Raw genomic sequence first — 13,746 nt, forward strand, 5'->3', positions numbered from 1 at the left:
CACCCCTTTATTTCTCTATCCAATTTAATAAGTTTTCATAATGATATTGAGCATCGATATACCCAAGATTATATAGGTTAACGAGCTTTTCCTTATTTCTTTCTATTCCGCTTATAGGAAGCTGTACACTTGGTTGAATTACATAAAAATTATCTTTTTGTTCTTCTCGATTCATATAAGATATCGTCTCATTATAAAAACGATAATGGTTTACTAAATTCTCTGCGATTTTCGGATATTTTCTATATAAAATTTTAGCCAGGCCTGAAAATTTATTTCGCTGCTTCTCATATCCTTCTGGCTTTGTCATAATGACAACGTTCTTTTCATAACCATCCTTTTGGGCTTTCAAAACTGGTATAGGGTCTATAATCCCTCCATCTAATAATTTTCGATTATTATATTCTACAGCAGGTGCTATAAACGGTACAGAGCTTGAGGCGCGAATGATTTTTAAAATATCATTTCCGTGTTCTGCTTTATTATAATAAATGGCTTGTCCTGATTCGCAATCAGTCGTCCCTATGACAAACTGTTCATTACATTTTAAGAAAGTTTGAAAATCAAATGGTACAATTTTATTAGGTACTTCATCAAATAAAAAATCCATTCCGAATAATTCACGTTTTCGAATTAAGTTTCGATAAGATATATACCTGTAATCTGATACTAGCTCTGTATTTACTTTCTTATTTCTACCTTTTTGACGTGACAAATAGGTTGCTCCCATACAGGCTCCAGCTGATACGCCGACTACATACGGAAAGAATAAGTTCTTTTCCATGAAATATTCGAGTGCACCTGCAGTATATAAACCTTTCATTCCTCCGCCCTCTAATACTAAACCAATATTCTTCATGCTATATCCCTCTGCTTCTTTTTTCTTAATTTCATATTAGCATAAGATTTTAAGATGAGGTTATATAAACTAATTACAACAATAACCAGAAACTACTAAAGTAATGTCATAATATCTTTGTGAGTAACATGTTACAATATAAGTAATTCATTCCACATATATTAAAGGAGGAATTTAATATGGGTTTATTTAGCGGTATTTTAGGAAATGCATCAAATACGAGTTCTGAAAGTGTAGAACGTGATTTAGAGAAGATTATGCTAGACGATGAAAAAGTAGAGCATGCTTATAAATTAATTCGTGATCTAATCGTATTTACAAATCGTCGTCTTATTTTAGTAGATAAACAAGGAGTAACTGGCAAAAAAACAGAATACCATTCTATTCCTTATAAAAGTATTACACAATATAGCATCGAAACGGCTGGGCATTTTGATTTAGATGCAGAACTTAAAATTTGGGTGTCTAGTATGGAGGAGCCAATTACGAAAGAATTTAAAGGTGACGATAGTATTTTAAGCATTCAAAAAGCGTTAGTAACCTTTACGACTAAGTAGTGGTTTTTGTATTTTTATTCATTTTTAAAATTACTAACCCGAGTATTTTGGAAGAACATACATTATTTTTGTATATTTAATCTAAAATAACATAAAAAGGTAAAGCGTATTTTATATGCTTTACCTTTCTTTTTTGTAATAAATAAGTGTAGTTTCATCATTTAATTTCTTTATAACTTCTGTTCTTTTATAACCCATCTTTTCGTATAAAAAGCAATTTTTCTCTTCTTCTAAAATAGTAGCAAGTTCCCAGCTCGTTGCTTCAGGAAACATTTCCTCAATTAATGTAAGTACCTTTTGGGCAATTCCTTTTCCTTGATAACTCGGGTGAATAAACATTGGACTGATCCAAAATTTATAGGGTGTTTCTTTTGGTGAAATGCATATCGCTCCAACAAGATTCATTGCCACTATTATTTTATAGAAGCCACCGTCTACATGATTTATTCTACAAATAGTTTTTTCGATAGTTTCATTTGCTGGATTTGTTTCATAGTCTTTATATTTATGTAATAAAGGGCTAAATGAGTCTATTTGCATTTGAAATATAACTTCTGCATCACTTTCTGTCGCCTTCTCTAATGTAATCTCCATGTTACCAATTAAGTCGCTTTCTTAACGAGGTAATATGAGCGGTATGATGACGACCATGCCATGCGTATAGTCCTATTGCAACAGCAAGTTTTGTTTCACCAGTTTCAGGATGGTTAAATGTCTTTTCTAAATCTTCAATTTCTAGAGAATATAAAAGGTTAACCCATCTTTTATGTAATGAATCTAGCATTACTAGTGAAACATCTACCGGTAATTTTGAATCGGGTAACTCTGCCCACTTCTCTTCTTTATACGGCTTAATAGTGGGATTCTTTTCTGTCAGTGCTAATTTAAAGCGTATGTAGCTATTCATATGACTATCAACGACGTGATGAACTACTTGACGTACAGTCCAACCTCCAACGCGATATGGTGTATCTAACTGCTTCTGATCTAAATCTTTAATTGCCTTTGTTAGTTCATTTGGTAAATCTTCAATTTCTTGAATCCATGTATCAATCATTTCTTCAGTTATAGGACGTTTGTATGTAAATTGGCCAATTGGATAACGTAAATCATTCATGAATAAGTCCTCCTTATTATAAGCGTGAAGTATTTCTCCAAATATAGTGTACAAACTTCACATGTTCTCCATTTAATTCTACAGAAGTTGTATCTGATTCGTTTTGATAAGAAGAAAATCCGCTTTTTTCTAGTACAATTTGTGATGCGAGATTATTAGTAGTTGTTTTAGCATGAACTTCAGTAATTTCATTATTTTTCGCTACATCTAAAATTAATTTTACGGCTGCTGTAGCAACTCCTTTTTTAGTAAATTTTTCTCCGACCCGATACCCTAGCGAACTAATTTGAGTTTCCGTATCTATATCTACTAAATTAATTCGCCCTACAATTTCTTTTTCTTCATTACGAATTAAATAAAAATAAGAATCTCCATCTGCTTGTTCTATTAATAAATCGTCTAGTAGTTTTTGGAAATATTCAAATTCAAAATATTTTGAGCCACGATTTGGCACCATTGTTTCAAAAAAAGATTTATTCGTAAGTTCAAACGTAAATAAATCCTTAGCATCTTGTTTCTTTAGTTGCTCTATGTATATTTTCATCCCGTATTCTCCTTCTAGATTTACTAACTGTTATACATTCTTTTTTAATCAATTATATTCCTGCTATTACTTTCGATTAAGTAATACAGATAGTAGCACTTTCGGATGAAAAAGATGAAATGGACTACGAATTAAATTCATCACTCGTACTAACCGAATATAAACATCAGAATTACTTGCGGATAGTCGATATATTTGTTTCGTATACCATAGCTGAAATTTTTGTTTTGTAGTTAATTCTCTCTTTAGTTGCGGATGACGTGATATTTCCGTTGTTGTCATATCCCATGGGGTTTCTATTATATTAGCTGCCTTTTTATAAAATTGTTGTGTAAATGTTTTATCAAGTTGTTTTCTACCTTGCAGAAGTAATTGCAACTGGTGAGCCTCCATAGCAGCAACTGATACGCCTTGGCCGAAAACGGGATCAAAACGACATTGCGCATCTCCAACAACTAATAAGCCTTCTGGTACATTATTCACTAAATCAAATCGCCGGCGTACTTGATAGGGAATTTTATATGTCTTTATATCAGTAATTCCCTCAGCTTTGTTTAGGAAGTCTGTAACATTAGAAATTGATAGGTTTTCAGCAAAATCATAAAACTCATCATCTGTTTGTGGTGCTTTCTCGTTTGCGTATCCACTGAAAGTAACAAAATAACGATTATCTTCTATCGTTTGAATAAGAACGCCATAAGGGCTATCAGGGAAACTCGGAGACATTAGCACATTGCAACAGTCTAATTTCTCATTTTCTTTAAGTTTGAACATTTTCGTTGCGTAAAATAAATCAATACGAACTTTCTCTTCTTGTACTTCAATTTCATATTCTCGTAACCACTCTATACTTTTTGAGCCAAATCCACTCGCATCAACTACAAGGTCTGCATGAACTTCTTCTTGTATGTCTGTCTCTAAATATTTAACTTTTACTCCACACACTTTGTTAAGCTTTTCATCTACCAATAACCCTTTAACCAATGTTTCATATTTAATAGTAATATTTGAAATCTGATGTATTCGTTTTTGAATATGCCATTCTAGTAAAGGACGACTTTGTTGAATCATATGTACTTCCCCTATGAACGGTTGTTTCCATAGACCGAATTGATGCCATTTTAAATCACGTGTAAAGTTGTTTATAATACTACCCGCTTCTATTAATTCATTCGTAATAGTAGGAAACAATTCTTCAATTGCTTTTTCTCCACCTTTTAATAACACGTGAGGATGATTACTTTGTGGAACTCTTTTTCTTGAAGCTTTTCCATCCCATTTTTCACCGACTTCTAAAATGATTACTTCTTTAAAAAAAGTTGATAATGCTTTTGCTGCAAACTTTCCTGCCATACTTCCACCAATAACGATAGCCTTATTAAACATATTTTCCCCCTTAATAAAAAGAGATCCTGCCTTGTATGAATGAAACAGGATCTTAAACTAATTAACTTCTTTATCATTATACTTAAAATACATCAGTAAATTGCAACGTTAAAATTAAAATACCTAATCCCCATACGTAATACGCGAATACTTTTAAGGAGTGACGTTTTAAATATTGAATCATCCATGAAACGGCTATGTATCCAAAAAACGCTGCTGATAACGTTCCGACAATTAAAGATGTACTAGAAATAGATTCTGCTTTCCCTTGAAAAACGTCTGCAAATTGCAAAGTGATAGCTCCAACAATAGCTGGTGTCGACAGTAAAAAAGAAAAGTAAGCAGCAGTTTCACGGTCTAATTTTCTCCATAATGCAGCGACAATTGTCATTCCAGAACGGGAAATGGCTGGAAAAATAGCAGCAGCTTGAAATGAACCGATAATTAATGCGTCTTTATATGTTATGTCATCCATTTTTTTACGACCATTCTTTTGTTTATCTGCCATGTAGAGAAAGAATCCGGTCACTAAAAACTCCCAACCGATCGTGATTCCTGTTTTTGAAATATCTTCAAAGAAGTCTTTAAACAATAAACCAATAACAACTGCAGGTATCGTCCCAACAATAAGTAATAACATGAGCTTTGAAAATGGGTTTTTAATTAAATATATAAATTCTTTTTTGTAATAAATAAACACTGCAAGTAAAGTCCCAATATGCAACATCGTATCTAAAAATAAGCCTGCTTCATCTAATTGAAATAAATGCCTTCCTAAATAAAGATGTCCGGTACTACTGATTGGTAAAAATTCTGTTAAACCTTGAATTATACCTAATATGAAAGCTTCTAACCAATTCATGATGGTCTCCTTTCTCTTTTGCTTGTACCAATATATGAGGGTTAAATTTTCGATATGAAAAAAACTATATTTCTCTATGAATTTACTTTTAGTTTATGGATATATATGTAAAGAGAATTAAGGAGGGTTATTATGTGGAAGCACACAAAATTCGGTAATGTATTACTTTGGATGGGCCCTATCCTTGTATTTTTAGGACTATGTATGACAAATGTTATTTCAGATATTCCTTTCTTTGAAGGAAACCATAAAACGCTTGGTATTGTACTTATATTTATAGGGATATTCTGTTTTATTGTGGCTAATCATTTGAAAAAAGGAGAAAGATATGAAGAATAAATCTAAATAAAAAACAATCCTGGCATATTAGCTAGGATTGTTTTTTATTAATGTTGATTATTTGTAGAATACTTTATCAACGTTATATTTCGCTTTGTATTCATTAATGATATATGTTTCGTAAATTTCTCTTTCTGTTGGATCTTCTACGATACATGCATCAATGCGGTATACTTCATCACGGTGATTTTTAATTGGTGAAACATTATCTTCAAAATGCTTCTTAATACGTTGTCTAATTTTACGAGCTTTACCTACGAAAAGTAGTTCGTCATTAATATTGTAAAACATAAAAATGCCGCCTTTATCTCTAGGGAACAAGTGGAAATCGATAAATCCATTAATTGGAGTAATGATTGGCTCGTCTCCTTTAATAACTTGTTTACGTTCAGTAATTGTAACATCAACTTCAGGGATACTAATTTTAATCAAGTTCATTCACGTCCTCTTTTATTATAAAGATAAATAATAGCATACATATGTAAGAAAAGCTACGTTCATAGTTATATTTCATTTTATAATTCAAATATTATAGGTGTATCATGTAAACTCTTCTTCCAAATCATATGATCACTTGATTCTCCCCAATAATCTTTCAGTACATAACTAGGCTCTCCAAACTTCTTTGTCCATATACTTTGCGCTTTTCTGTATCCACTATCTAAACAGAATTCTGTTATTCCTCTGCTAAGTAACGTAAGAAACATTGTATGTAGCAGTAAACTCCCGATACCCTTTCTTTGATACTCTGGAAGTATAAATACAGTTCCTATTTCATACAAATCCTTAAGTACACCACCTGTACAACTATTAATCAATGTACTTGCTGGACCAACTTCAATTGTTCCAATGATTTTATTGTTATTTGTATCAATTGCTAATAAAAAGTAACGTTTTTCTCCATTACTATCAAAATCTGTTTTCAAATATTGCTTTTTCATGTTAATTTCATTTTCTATGTCATCCAATAGTTGTGATAATCCTTCATTTTTGTATGTATTCGTAATAACGATACGGAAAAATAAATATAGTTCATCTACATCATTCAAATTCGGTCTTCTAACTGCAACGTTAGTCATGAATACATTCTCCAATCTTCATTATGCCATTGTCAATACAACACTTTACATAATATATTCATCATTATTCTGCAAAAACCTGCATAAATCCAGCAATATAGAAAGCTCAGTATAAATATTAATAAAATAATTTTCATGTCCATAGTTGTATGAACAGTAGGACCAAGTACCGGAAAACGGAAAACATCGAGAACGATCATAATACCTATAAGTAGACACGTTGCTGAAAAAGAAACTATCCAAATTCTCCTCTTAAATTTTAAAAAGGCTAGTCCTAAGGCTAGACCTAATAAGCCTGTAGTAAAAGGAAAGATAATTAGTTCACTTGGCTCAATAATAAATAATAGAAAAATAGTAAGAATATAAGAAAGTATTCCCTCACGAATAGAATAGAAAATAGCAAAAAAAATCGGTAATGTCGAAAATGGACTAATGAGCAAACCTATACCAGGAACTAAGTTACCCGCTGCTTGAAACATGGTGGCTAATGCACTCATCAAAGCTGTAAGTACTAACTTATTCGCAAGGGACAATTTTCTTTTATGAACAAAGCTTATATCATGCTCTATCATCAGTTGATACCAATAACGTACAAACCGATTCATTAAAATCCCCCCTAAAGACACCTCATTCATTACTTTCTATATTATTCGTACACATACGGTTTATGAGTTACTTTCTGCAAGTTAATAGATGCTCATACATTGAAGATTTTTAGGGGGATAAGTTAAGTCGTGCGTTTTGGGAACAGAATGAATTCCTTATATTATATTTTTAGACTGATAATTTGTATCGTATTAAGGGATAATTTCAAAAATGGTACCTTTGTTAAAATCAGTTACTTTCATAGAACCGTAAACTCCTAAATATAATCTAGTTTGATTCAAATTTGTTCCTAAACTCATATAATAAGCTGCTTGCGTACCAAAATCATAATTGGTTTCAATAGCATGAAAGTCAGCATGTTTACCGTCTGTACCTGCTCTAGTATAAGCTAAAACACCCTTAACTGGCGGTCGAGAATCTTCTTTCTTAGCAAGGTCAGTAAACACTAAGCTACCTGTTAAATTTGGAATTGCATTTCCCATATATGGCTGAACTCCTGTAAGTGAAGTTCCTCCAAACTTATCTGTTCTAGAATCTTTATGAAAATAACTAAGTAGAGGTAGAATGCGCTTCACTGAAGTTTGTATTGTTTCATCATAATAAGTCATTGTTCTTTCATCCAAAGTCTGATTTTCGGAACAATGCCGTATAAAAGAAGTAGGTAAATCCCCTTCCCATCCTCTCCAACCAAAATTGATAAACCCATCTTGATTGGGAGTGAGCCTCATAAAATGCATTTGAACAAGTTCTGTAACCGGTATAGGTTTATATTGAACAAATGAAAAAATAGACTCTACAATATCTTGTCCGACATTTCCGGCGTATTTGATATATTGATTATAAAACCTTTGAAATGAAATGCCAGTTATATTACGTACTCCTTTTGCAATTACTGTAAGTGTTTCTTGTATAGATAAAGGAAGTTCATCGAAGCGTGTAACTACAGGAGGGTTATTTATAAATGTATTTTTACTTACATCGATTTCAATTATTTTACCTGCTATTTCTAAATCATCTTGGCTTAAGTTAAATGGATCATAACCTGATCCGCCATCTCCATTTGTAAAAACAAGTTTTCCAGTCTCAGGTGAAAAGTTTAAACTATTGACTCCGTTATGATTAAAAAATGGTCTTCTTACATTCAGTAATGTTCGTCGCTTTTGAGCTTGACCATTAGGTTGTAAAGTCCATTCTTCCACAGTATCAATGTGATCATATTGCGTATTTCTATTAACCCACTTTAAATTTAATGTTTTAGGGTCACAAGGATTAGGTTTAAATTGTTCAGAAAGTGCACCTGGCCCTTGAGTTCCGGCTACTGAATAATGTAGATAAAATAACCTATTTTGATAAAATTGTGGATGGAACGCAAGTCCTAGCAATCCGCGTTCATCATAACCGCTACTAGAAACACCTTCTTCAAATGTACCTAATTTAATAATTAGGTGACGAATATCTAAAAATGTCTTTATAACTCCGTCCCCTATGTAAAAAATCTCTCCTAATTGGGTTGCGATAAATAGTCTTTCGGTCGATCCGCCTGGAAGTATTGTTGTTTTCAATACGGTTGGTAAATTTATATTATGAACAATGGGTCGTAAACTAACTTTAACTTTTGTCAATTAACTGCACACCCCTTTTTCTTCTTTTTATAGAAGAATATGATTAGAGTAGTTCTGTTAGTATCAAACAAGTCGTATTCCTTTTTATTACAATTTTGTATATAATATAATTATAAATAATCTGGGGGACGAACTATGATAATCGTACTACAAATCATCTTACCACTAATTTTCGCAGTCTATTTATTTACCCTCTATCATAACGGGACGTATGGATCAGCTTCATTCATTTTAGCAGTCATGATAGGAATTTTCGGTTTAGAGAATATTTTTCAATATGCTAGTCTAACAGATCATGCTATTTATCCATATTGGGGAAGTTTGAAGGCTGTTGTTATCGTTTTATCAGTCGTATTTCTATTTAAAAAAGGTGGTTTAACAGGAAAATATTGATTTGTAATGCGTTACATATTTTCTTGTTAAATTGCTTTTATTTTATAAAAGCAGAAATATTTATGTGAAAACAAGAAGGGATGTGTTACATATGTCTATAAATATTATTTCAATAATCTCTATCATAATATGGATTGTGTTAATTACAGAACTTATAAAACCTTCAAAAGAACAGAATGGACGAAAAATAGTAACTTTAGTAACTGCTGGTTCCGTATCAACACTTATTTTAACGGTTTCTTTTATTCAAAATATCCCGTTTTGGAATTGATAGTGATATAACTAACAAAAATATGTATAAATAAAAAGATTAGGATTCACTCCTAATCTTTTTATATTTTGAGGTAGCACCATATGCCCAGCAAGCTAAGGTCTTGAAGTAGCCCCTAAACAAAATTTTAAATTTTTCTAAAGTTATTTATGTGAATTCAAATCGTTTTCAGGAACATATGTGGTCCTTTTACAATTTGAAGTTCTTTTTAAGCTTCTTATATTTTCTGTACGAACGTCTAACAATGTTTAACATAAAATACGGTATTTTAACGGGGAAAGGCAATTTATAAATGAAAGGAAAATAAAAGGTGAAATATGCCTTTTCTAGGTCTCTCCACTTACTATCTTCTTTTGTTTTTAAGAAATCAGATACATCGACTACATATCCCCTTCCTTTTTCCATCATCACATTTTTCCCGTGAACATCACAAGGAGTTAACCCTTGTTCCCTCGCATACTCTAAAGCCTCATTAATATCAAGTATTACTTGCTTAGGAATTTTAATTCCCTTATGAATAGCATCGTATAAGGTAATTTCTTTTAAACGTTTCAATACTATGAAATTTTCTCCTTTATATATAAGCTTTGAATAAGAAGGATGATCTCCAATTCTTCGGTATACTTCTGACTCTTTTTCAATTCCTTCTCCTTCTCGCACGTAAACTTTCACTACCCAATCTTTGTATTCTTTGTGCATGAATACTGCGGCATAATTACCTGTTCCTAAACACTTCCAAAGTCTAGGAATATCTTTAACTACTACAGGCTCGAATTCATCCTCACTTCTTATACTTACCTCTTTTAATAATTCGTCCTTTATCAATCCCACAAAACTATTTATACTCATCATTCCCACTCCGGTTTTGCTAAAAGGGGGCCCACCCACATTTTAACGAAAATATACACTAAGCGAATTTTAGCATAAAACGAGTCATCTTTCTTCTTAAAATAAAAAGCTAACTCGTTTTATTTAAACTGTTGAATACTTAATATCTATTCCGTTATTCATAGCCAAAAACCGTACGATATAAAAATATTTCTAACTATTTTCATTTTTTCAGAGTCAACTGTATAGGGCTTTTCTTAGTACAAGTTCTCTTAGTAAATTACCTATACAAAATCTATATTACTCTATTTTATAATCTAAAACATTGTTTAGAAGTGTAGCAAAGGTTTGTTAATGGTTCCATTCTTGTTCCAATACTATCTTTGTTAGCTAAAACTTTTATTGTTTTAATAGTCTTTTGTTTAATTCCCACAATGCTGTTTTGTTGCTATCCCATTTCAAAAACGTTACTGCTTCCTCAAAGCATAACCATTTATAATTGAAGTGTTCTTTAGATAATGATATGTTTTTTGTAGGGACTTTAACTCCAAAAGAAAATTCTTTTATTACATAAACCTCTTCTCCCCAAAGGAATCCTCCAACTACATCTTCTACTGATAGTGAAGACACAGAATCTAATTGTATATATGGACATTCTCTTGTAATACCAGCCTCTTCAAATGCTTCCCGTTTTGCTGATTCAATAGGAATCTCACCGTCTTCTCCGCCACCAGCTATTCCTTGCCAATAACCATAATCACTTCGGTTAAAAATGGCATATTGAATAGAATCGACAGTTTTTATATAAGGAAATATCAATACTTGATATGGCGCTCTCATTACTTAACCTCCTCTCGAAAATAAGTTTTAAAGCAATATGAATAAAGAGCCGACATCACAATTCTACATTATTAATGCAGGTCTATAATGTCGGCCCTCTATTTTTAAATAATTTTATTTTTCATAAACAGGCTTACTCTTAACAGAGGAAAAACTACTTATTCTCTGTCGAATTTGTTTAGCATGGTTTTTCATAAATGTTAGCAGTACTCCATATTATTCAATTGCGCCAGCAACGTCATAATCATTTAAATCTAATTCAATCGGTTGTCCGAGCGCTAGTTTAGCAAGTTCCGCTCCTAAGTATGGACCAGCTGTTAAACCCGAAGCCCCTAATCCATTCGCAACGAGAATTCCTTCAAAGTTAGGTAGTGGCCCGATAACAGGTAAGAATCCTGGTGTGAATGGTCTGAATCCAACTCTCGTTTCAAGCATTGTAGCATTTTCTAAGCCAGGTGCAACTGTTAATGCCTTATGGAATACTTCATGTAAACCACCTGCTGTTACACGATGATCGAAACCAGTATCATTCTCATGTGTTGCACCAATTACGACATGACCATTGTCAAACGTTAAAATATATTGATCGTTCGGTGGCATAACAACTGGCATATTTTCTGTTGCTGTATTTTCAATTTGCAGATGAACAATTTGTCCTTTTTGGAATGTAACTAAGAAATTAACCCCTAATGGGTTCAAGATTTCATTCGCCCATGCGCCTGCAGTTACAATAACCTTTTCTGCTAAAATTGTTTCATCGTTTACTGTAACTCCAGTAATATGATTTCCTTCACGGACTAATACTGCATCGCCTTTTATAAAAGTTGCACCATGTTTTTTCGCAGCACTTATTAATGCATTGCGTAATAATCTTCCATTCACTCGTGCAGCACCACTAATATGAACAGAACTATATTCGTCTGATAATGCTGGGAATAATTTTTTTGTTTCTTCAGCTGATAAGCGAGTTATTTCACCAATCTCTGGGGCATCTTCACGTCGTTTATAAGCTCGCTCTTCCATTTGATCTAACTTTTTCTCGTCAGTATGTAAACTAATTGCACCTACACGATTATATCCTGTGTCAGTTTCGCCGTCTTCTTCTAATTGCTGAATTAACGAAGAATAGTAACGTGCACCGCCTTTAACGATTTTATACCATGCTTTATTACGACGCTGTGATAGCCATGGACATACAATACCTGCTCCTGCATCAGTTGCTTGCCCTAATTGTTGGCGATCCACGATAGTAACATTCGCACCTGCCTTAGCAAGATGATAAGCAGTAGACGCTCCTAAAATTCCAGATCCAACTACAATATACGATTTCATTTCAAACACCTTTTCTCTTTTGCTAATTATATAAATATAAGAACATTCCTTAGTATAATGGAAGGAATGCTTTTTTCAATGCACTCATCACAATTAATTGTTGCAGCATTGTGACTTTCTTAATCATTATTTTTTCTTCTTACGGAATAATTCAATTGTTTTATAGCCTTGTGAAAGGATCTCTATCATTTTCTCTAGACGTTTTTCACGTGTTTTTTCTTGTTTTACAGAAAAAAGATTACGTGCCCAATCTTTCTGATATCCAGGCGTTAAACTTTGATAAAACTTAAGTTCATTCGGATGATTAGCTAATAATGCTTCAACATCTTTAATTCGATCTACATAATCGGCAACACATTGACTCATAGCAGATGTTTTTGTTGTTTTTTTCTTTTCACGTTTTAAACCAACAACAGTAAAGACTTCATCCATACTTACCATTCGTGCAAATTTAATATCGCTTTCTCCCACATAACCATCTTCTCCAACGTTTAATGCCGGAAACATCTCATCACGGTGAATAAACGTACTATAACGAGCATTACCTTTTTTCGGATATGCGAAGAATACGTAACCTTTTTCAATTAGTAATTCTTCATTACTAATAATAAAATTCGTTTGTTTCACCATTTCATCAAGCGTTTCTACAAATATAAAGATAGCATCGTGTTCTTTTGAGAATGCAGTTTCTTTACCTGTAAAAATGTCATAATCACTTGGTTCGTTAATAACGACCATATTTGTATACTTATTAAGTTTCAATTTATCAATAACTGACATAATAATCTTCCTTTACATTCAAAATTCATTGTACATACTTTTTCGTACTGTTCTAGTGTATTATATGTATTAAGAAAATCAAACTTTAAATCATATTATTCTGCTGCAAAAGAACACAATTCTTTACTAGATGGGGTGGTTTTATGCCATATGTAATCCGAGATGAAGGGCTAGTTTTACAAGGGGATGATGGAAAAGAACCAATTTTTCATACATATGAAGAAGCTGAGGAAACATTAAAAACATTAACTATACCGCAGTTTCCGAAACATATTAGAAGAAAACCATTTACACCAAAAATAATAAAGATAGCCGCTTCTGAATAAGAACC

General features: G+C 32.5%; 19 protein-coding genes. 5 read left to right on the plus strand and 14 right to left on the minus strand.

Translation table 11 applies throughout. The features are described 5' to 3' along the window. Positions 1-7: 7 nt before the first annotated feature. Positions 8-859 (minus strand): patatin-like phospholipase family protein, encoded by an 852-nt coding sequence (locus tag OXT04_RS03450; protein ID WP_053564293.1) that lies wholly within the window; start codon positions 857-859, stop codon positions 8-10. 179 nt (positions 860-1,038) lie between these two features. Between OXT04_RS03450 and OXT04_RS03455 the strand changes: the two genes are divergently transcribed. Continuing rightward, positions 1,039-1,416 (plus strand): PH domain-containing protein, encoded by a 378-nt coding sequence (locus OXT04_RS03455; protein ID WP_000522476.1) that lies wholly within the window; start codon positions 1,039-1,041, stop codon positions 1,414-1,416. 120 nt (positions 1,417-1,536) lie between these two features. Here OXT04_RS03455 and OXT04_RS03460 read toward each other — a convergent pair whose 3' ends face one another. From OXT04_RS03460 to OXT04_RS03480, 5 genes are all read right to left on the minus strand, one after another. After that, positions 1,537-2,010, minus strand: a complete 474-nt coding sequence (locus OXT04_RS03460) for a GNAT family N-acetyltransferase (protein ID WP_090977900.1) — start codon at positions 2,008-2,010, stop codon at positions 1,537-1,539. A 1-nt stretch (position 2,011) separates the two neighbouring features. After that, on the minus strand, positions 2,012-2,533 hold the full coding sequence (locus tag OXT04_RS03465) for a YfiT family bacillithiol transferase (protein WP_000999070.1): 522 nt from the start codon (positions 2,531-2,533) through the stop codon (positions 2,012-2,014). 16 nt (positions 2,534-2,549) lie between these two features. Continuing rightward, complete coding sequence (locus OXT04_RS03470) at positions 2,550-3,077, minus strand: GNAT family N-acetyltransferase (protein WP_078401728.1); 528 nt, start codon at positions 3,075-3,077, stop codon at positions 2,550-2,552. Between the two features lie 66 nt (positions 3,078-3,143). Continuing rightward, complete coding sequence (locus OXT04_RS03475) at positions 3,144-4,463, minus strand: FAD-dependent monooxygenase (RefSeq protein WP_267413040.1); 1,320 nt, start codon at positions 4,461-4,463, stop codon at positions 3,144-3,146. An 82-nt stretch (positions 4,464-4,545) separates the two neighbouring features. Further along, positions 4,546-5,325: an undecaprenyl-diphosphate phosphatase gene (locus OXT04_RS03480; protein ID WP_267413042.1), complete on the minus strand. Its 780-nt coding sequence runs from the start codon at positions 5,323-5,325 to the stop codon at positions 4,546-4,548. Between the two features lie 132 nt (positions 5,326-5,457). Between OXT04_RS03480 and OXT04_RS03485 the strand changes: the two genes are divergently transcribed. Then, positions 5,458-5,664: a hypothetical protein gene (locus OXT04_RS03485; RefSeq protein WP_025709423.1), complete on the plus strand. Its 207-nt coding sequence runs from the start codon at positions 5,458-5,460 to the stop codon at positions 5,662-5,664. A 57-nt stretch (positions 5,665-5,721) separates the two neighbouring features. On the opposite strand, the gene OXT04_RS03490 is transcribed toward OXT04_RS03485, so the two are convergent. The 4 genes from OXT04_RS03490 to OXT04_RS03505 all read right to left on the minus strand — a co-directional run bounded on the left by OXT04_RS03490 (position 5,722) and on the right by OXT04_RS03505 (position 8,971). Beyond that, entirely contained in the window at positions 5,722-6,102 is a 381-nt protein-coding gene (locus tag OXT04_RS03490) for a nucleotide excision repair endonuclease (RefSeq protein ID WP_001048947.1), read from the minus strand. 77 nt (positions 6,103-6,179) lie between these two features. Next, the gene (locus OXT04_RS03495) at positions 6,180-6,743 is read right to left on the minus strand and encodes a GNAT family N-acetyltransferase (RefSeq protein WP_000185959.1); all 564 of its coding nucleotides are present in this window, start codon (positions 6,741-6,743) and stop codon (positions 6,180-6,182) included. Positions 6,744-6,775: 32 nt separating this feature from the next. Then, on the minus strand, positions 6,776-7,348 hold the full coding sequence (locus OXT04_RS03500; protein WP_267413054.1) for a hypothetical protein: 573 nt from the start codon (positions 7,346-7,348) through the stop codon (positions 6,776-6,778). Between the two features lie 192 nt (positions 7,349-7,540). After that, the gene (locus OXT04_RS03505) at positions 7,541-8,971 is read right to left on the minus strand and encodes a PQQ-dependent sugar dehydrogenase (protein WP_267413056.1); all 1,431 of its coding nucleotides are present in this window, start codon (positions 8,969-8,971) and stop codon (positions 7,541-7,543) included. Positions 8,972-9,106: 135 nt separating this feature from the next. Between OXT04_RS03505 and OXT04_RS03510 the strand changes: the two genes are divergently transcribed. Further along, complete coding sequence (locus OXT04_RS03510) at positions 9,107-9,364, plus strand: hypothetical protein (protein WP_000587696.1); 258 nt, start codon at positions 9,107-9,109, stop codon at positions 9,362-9,364. A gap of 91 nt (positions 9,365-9,455) precedes the next feature. Beyond that, positions 9,456-9,635: a hypothetical protein gene (locus tag OXT04_RS03515; protein ID WP_000026312.1), complete on the plus strand. Its 180-nt coding sequence runs from the start codon at positions 9,456-9,458 to the stop codon at positions 9,633-9,635. Between the two features lie 189 nt (positions 9,636-9,824). Here OXT04_RS03515 and OXT04_RS03520 read toward each other — a convergent pair whose 3' ends face one another. From OXT04_RS03520 to OXT04_RS03535, 4 genes are all read right to left on the minus strand, one after another. Next, on the minus strand, positions 9,825-10,484 hold the full coding sequence (locus OXT04_RS03520) for a protein kinase family protein (RefSeq protein WP_000026522.1): 660 nt from the start codon (positions 10,482-10,484) through the stop codon (positions 9,825-9,827). 378 nt (positions 10,485-10,862) lie between these two features. Next, entirely contained in the window at positions 10,863-11,303 is a 441-nt protein-coding gene (locus OXT04_RS03525; RefSeq protein WP_001202619.1) for an NUDIX hydrolase, read from the minus strand. Between the two features lie 216 nt (positions 11,304-11,519). After that, positions 11,520-12,635 (minus strand): NAD(P)/FAD-dependent oxidoreductase, encoded by a 1,116-nt coding sequence (locus tag OXT04_RS03530; protein ID WP_098250684.1) that lies wholly within the window; start codon positions 12,633-12,635, stop codon positions 11,520-11,522. Positions 12,636-12,761: 126 nt separating this feature from the next. Continuing rightward, positions 12,762-13,415, minus strand: coding sequence for a YdeI/OmpD-associated family protein (locus OXT04_RS03535; protein WP_070757832.1), 654 nt, complete (start codon positions 13,413-13,415; stop codon positions 12,762-12,764). Positions 13,416-13,558: 143 nt separating this feature from the next. Between OXT04_RS03535 and OXT04_RS03540 the strand changes: the two genes are divergently transcribed. Next, complete coding sequence (locus OXT04_RS03540) at positions 13,559-13,741, plus strand: hypothetical protein (RefSeq protein ID WP_001147158.1); 183 nt, start codon at positions 13,559-13,561, stop codon at positions 13,739-13,741. The last annotated feature ends 5 nt before the right edge of the window (positions 13,742-13,746 follow it).

Source organism: Bacillus sp. GC_Bacil_1, from assembly GCF_026540675.1.
In the GTDB taxonomy this organism is placed as follows: Bacteria; Bacillota; Bacilli; order Bacillales; family Bacillaceae_G; genus Bacillus_A; species Bacillus_A cereus.

Excerpts from the sequence above, each read along its gene's own strand:
- OXT04_RS03450 (WP_053564293.1), bottom strand. The coding sequence starts at position 859 with ATGAAGAATATTGGTTTAGTATTAGAGGGCGGAGGAATGAAAGGTTTA.
- OXT04_RS03455 (WP_000522476.1), top strand. The coding sequence starts at position 1,039 with ATGGGTTTATTTAGCGGTATTTTAGGAAATGCATCAAATACGAGTTCT.
- OXT04_RS03460 (WP_090977900.1), bottom strand. The coding sequence starts at position 2,010 with ATGGAGATTACATTAGAGAAGGCGACAGAAAGTGATGCAGAAGTTATA.
- OXT04_RS03465 (WP_000999070.1), bottom strand. The coding sequence starts at position 2,533 with ATGAATGATTTACGTTATCCAATTGGCCAATTTACATACAAACGTCCT.
- OXT04_RS03470 (WP_078401728.1), bottom strand. The coding sequence starts at position 3,077 with ATGAAAATATACATAGAGCAACTAAAGAAACAAGATGCTAAGGATTTA.
- OXT04_RS03475 (WP_267413040.1), bottom strand. The coding sequence starts at position 4,463 with ATGTTTAATAAGGCTATCGTTATTGGTGGAAGTATGGCAGGAAAGTTT.
- OXT04_RS03480 (WP_267413042.1), bottom strand. The coding sequence starts at position 5,325 with ATGAATTGGTTAGAAGCTTTCATATTAGGTATAATTCAAGGTTTAACA.
- OXT04_RS03485 (WP_025709423.1), top strand. The coding sequence starts at position 5,458 with ATGTGGAAGCACACAAAATTCGGTAATGTATTACTTTGGATGGGCCCT.
- OXT04_RS03490 (WP_001048947.1), bottom strand. The coding sequence starts at position 6,102 with ATGAACTTGATTAAAATTAGTATCCCTGAAGTTGATGTTACAATTACT.
- OXT04_RS03495 (WP_000185959.1), bottom strand. The coding sequence starts at position 6,743 with ATGACTAACGTTGCAGTTAGAAGACCGAATTTGAATGATGTAGATGAA.
- OXT04_RS03500 (WP_267413054.1), bottom strand. The coding sequence starts at position 7,348 with ATGAATCGGTTTGTACGTTATTGGTATCAACTGATGATAGAGCATGAT.
- OXT04_RS03510 (WP_000587696.1), top strand. The coding sequence starts at position 9,107 with ATGATAATCGTACTACAAATCATCTTACCACTAATTTTCGCAGTCTAT.
- OXT04_RS03515 (WP_000026312.1), top strand. The coding sequence starts at position 9,456 with ATGTCTATAAATATTATTTCAATAATCTCTATCATAATATGGATTGTG.
- OXT04_RS03520 (WP_000026522.1), bottom strand. The coding sequence starts at position 10,484 with ATGAGTATAAATAGTTTTGTGGGATTGATAAAGGACGAATTATTAAAA.
- OXT04_RS03525 (WP_001202619.1), bottom strand. The coding sequence starts at position 11,303 with ATGAGAGCGCCATATCAAGTATTGATATTTCCTTATATAAAAACTGTC.
- OXT04_RS03530 (WP_098250684.1), bottom strand. The coding sequence starts at position 12,635 with ATGAAATCGTATATTGTAGTTGGATCTGGAATTTTAGGAGCGTCTACT.
- OXT04_RS03535 (WP_070757832.1), bottom strand. The coding sequence starts at position 13,415 with ATGTCAGTTATTGATAAATTGAAACTTAATAAGTATACAAATATGGTC.
- OXT04_RS03540 (WP_001147158.1), top strand. The coding sequence starts at position 13,559 with ATGCCATATGTAATCCGAGATGAAGGGCTAGTTTTACAAGGGGATGAT.